This is a genomic window from Geothrix sp., from assembly GCF_049292215.1.
GTDB lineage: Bacteria > Acidobacteriota > Holophagae > Holophagales > Holophagaceae > Geothrix.
The window spans coordinates 1-3,313 of record NZ_JBATQW010000086.1 but is presented as its reverse complement, the minus strand read 5'-3'; the positions used below and the strand labels follow the sequence as shown (position 1 = coordinate 3,313).

Annotated in this window: 3 protein-coding genes; 2 read left to right on the top strand and 1 reads right to left on the bottom strand. The window is 71.4% G+C overall.

Going from position 1 to position 3,313, the window contains the following annotated elements:
* Positions 1–514 (bottom strand): hypothetical protein (locus tag WAS25_RS14465; protein ID WP_422313340.1); only part of this gene is annotated, 514 nt, incomplete at its 3' end.
* 162 nt (positions 515–676) lie between these two features.
* On the opposite strand from WAS25_RS14465, the gene WAS25_RS14460 reads away from it, so the two are divergent.
* Both WAS25_RS14460 and WAS25_RS14455 read left to right on the top strand, forming a co-directional pair.
* Positions 677–2,134 carry a GGDEF domain-containing response regulator gene (locus WAS25_RS14460; protein WP_422313338.1) on the top strand — a complete coding sequence of 486 codons (1,458 nt, stop codon included), beginning with the start codon at positions 677–679 and terminating at the stop codon, positions 2,132–2,134.
* A 69-nt stretch (positions 2,135–2,203) separates the two neighbouring features.
* On the top strand, positions 2,204–3,313 hold a 1,110-nt coding region (locus WAS25_RS14455; RefSeq protein WP_422313336.1), incomplete at its 3' end, for a DUF2339 domain-containing protein.

The window sequence follows — 3,313 nt, the reverse complement described above, 5'->3', positions numbered from 1 at the left end:
GGTCTCCCCAGCGCTCCCGCCAGCGCCGGAGCGGCGGCGGCTCGTCGACGGGCATGGGCGCCGCCGCCGGAAAGGGCACGCCCAGGCCCAGCCGCGGCACCTGCGTGTCCACGCCGTCCACGCGGATCCCCGGCCGCCCCGGAATGGCCTGGAAGGCCAGCCGCAGCGACTCCAGCCGCCCGGTGATGGCGCGCCGCTGGAAGTGGAGGCCCACCCAGCGCTCGCGGGGATCGCCCTCCACGGCCCGCAGCCTCGCGCCCTGGAACCAGGGGCTCCAGAGCTTCCCGCTGTCCCTGGGCGCTTCGGCCTGCAGGCGCTTCCAGGCCGGGTGCTCCACGCCCAGCAGCCACAGCTCCGGCTTGGGCTGCAGCAGCAGCACCCAACCTTCCGCGACCCGGCGCCCCGCCCACTTCAGGCCCAGGGCCCGGCCAGAGGCCCAGACGGCCTCCACGGGCAGGTCGCCGCGCTCCCGGAGCCAGGCGCGGGTCAGGGCGAGCAGGAGCGGGGCGTCCATGGCTAGGCAGCCTCCGATCTCAAGGCCTCTTCCCTTGTCGATGTTCGAGATCCGCGGTCATGATTGGGCGTACTCCCTGCTTCAGCATCCCACGGTCAGACCTTCCTTCCGTGGCACCCATCGCTTCAAGCTGAGGCCCACCCAGTCCGATAAATGGTACTTATGACTGCTGCCGCTCCGAAGGGTCCCCACTCGCTCCAGGTTCTCCTGGTGGATGACAACCCCATCCAGCTGAGCCTCCTTCGGCACCTCTTCCAGCGGCATGGCCACCTGACCATCGAGGCCCGCAACGGCGCCGAGGCCCTCATCGTGCTGGCGACGGAGTTCCCTGACGTGGTGGTGAGCGACTGCGTGATGCCCCTCCTCGATGGCTACCAGTTCTGCCGCCTGGTGAAGGATGACCGGGCCACCCGACACCTGCCGGTCCTGCTTCTCACGGCCCAAGGGGCAGGGCTCGCGCGTTTCTGGGCGAAGACCTGCGGCGCGGACCGCTTTCTCGTCAAGGGCCGGGACTTGGACCACGTGGTCGAGGTCGCGGTGGCCCTGGCCAATCAGGCCTCCCGCCCCCACACGGCCCACGCCGTTCCCAAGCTGGCCCAGGAGAACTTCGGGGTGGATGCCATCCAGCGTCGGCTGGCCCTGGCCCTGGAGCAGCGCCTCATCGAGACGGCCCTCCGGGACTCCGTCGCCCGCCTCTACACGGCCGAGCACGACACCTCCCGCCTGATCCAGGGCTTCATCGAGATCCTTCAGGAGCTCGTGCTCCCCGGGGCGCTGCTGGTCTCCTACCAGGGCGAGGATGGCCTCTGGTGCCACGGCGTCCATGGGTCCTCCGCCGGGGCTGAGGATCGGCAGGCCCTGCAGCAGGCCGTGGCTGACCACGGTCTGTTCCTCGAGCCGCCGGACTGCCACTGGCACCCCGCGGCGGATGACGACGAACGGCGTCGGAGCCTTCGTGATCCCATCCTTCGCGTGTTCCCGGCCTGCACGCCGGGCTACCCCGTGGTCGGGGCCCTGGCCTTCATCACTGAGCGGCGGGCCGCCGAGGACCACGAGCGGCTCTTCGAGATCGCCGCGGAGGAGCTGGGCCGCCTACTGAGCCTCGAGGATTCCCGGCTGCGCCTTTACCACCAGGCCATCCGCGATCCCCTCACCGGCCTCTACAACCGGAAGCACATCCTCGACATGCTCGGCATGGAGCTCGACCAGTGCGGGCGCTTCGGGCAGGGCGTGTCCGTCATGCTGGTGGACCTCGACCACTTCAAGGCCGTGAACGACCGCTTCGGCCATGCTGCCGGGGACCAGGTCCTAGGTGTCATGGCCCAGCGCATGGCCTTCGGCCTGCGCAAGGTGGACCAGCTGGGCCGCATCGGGGGCGAGGAATTCCTGGCCTACTGCCCCCAGACCGACCTGGAGGGCACGCGGGCCCTGGCCGAGCGCCTGCGCGAACAGGTGGCCCTCGACGCGATCCCTGGTCTGCCCGCCAACGACCGGGTCACCCTGAGCATCGGTCTCGCCACCTGGGAAGGCCCGGAGGACACCCCGGAGCGCCTACTCTCCCGGGCCGACAAGGCCCTGTACCGGGCCAAGGCCGAGGGACGGAACCGCGTCGTCGGCTGACCTTGCTGGGCCCCTTGACAGGCTCGTGACGGGCCCGCATGATTCCATACGCTTCCGTATGGAGTCAGCATGGAACCCCAGGCCCCTCAGGATCCCGCCGCCCAGCCCGAGCTCGCCGAGCGCGTGGCCCGACTGGAAGCGCAGGTGGCCTGGCTCCTGCAGCGGCAGCAGGCGCCAGCGGCACCGGCCCCACCTTCCGCCGGCGCCCCAAGACCCCTGCCCCGTCCCCTCGTGCGCCCCGCCGTTTCCCGCAAGGAGATCTCCCCGGTGGTGTGGATCGCCGGCATCGCGGCCTCCATCTTCCTCCTCGGCACGATCTTCTTCTTCCGCTGGGCCATCCAGCAGGGCTGGGTGGGGGCGGAGCTGCGCTTCGTCCTGGGCCTGCTGGTGGGCGGCGCCATCGCCGCCTTCGCCGCGAAGCTGATCCTGGGGGACAGCCGCCGCCTGGGCGTGGCCCTGCTGCTGGCGGGCCTCGGCACCCTGCAGTTCACCTTCCGCGCCGGCGCCATGGAATACCACTTCTACGCCGCGCCCATGGGTCTGGCGGCCACGGCCCTCGTCACCCTGCTGGCCGGCGGGCTCGCCGCCCGGTCCCGCAGTGGCGGGGCCCTGACCGTGGCTCTGGTCTCAGGCCTGGTGGCGCCCCTGGTCTTCAGCCAGGGGGGGCATCACGAGGTGGCCCTGGCGGTGTACCTCGCCGTGCTCATGGCCGCGACGCTCGCCGTGCCCTACCTTGCCCACACGGGAAGCTCCTGGCACGGGGCCCGCTGGACAGCCCTCATCGGCGTCTGGCTCCTGCTCCTGCCTGCCTGCGCCGAGGTCGGCAAAGCCGACGCGGCCACTCTGGGCCTGCTGCTCGCTGCGCATCTCCTGCTCGCGGGCCTCTGGGCCTGGCTGCCCGGCACAGAGGAGCTCCCGGGCACGCCCACCGTGCTCTGGCTGGTGGCCTCGATCCTGGCCACCTCCTATGGCTGGCTGCTCTGGAAGCGGATGGGCTTGGCCGCAGAGACCTTCGCCCTGCCCGTGCTCCTGGTCGCGGCACTGAACTTGGCCCTGGTGCAGCCCCTCCGCAACCGCATGGGGAGCCGTCGCGCCGACTGGGGGCTGCTGGCCCTGATCGCCGGGCACCTGGCACTGGCGGTGCCCGTGGCCCTGGCCTGGCGCTGGGTGGGCCCGCTG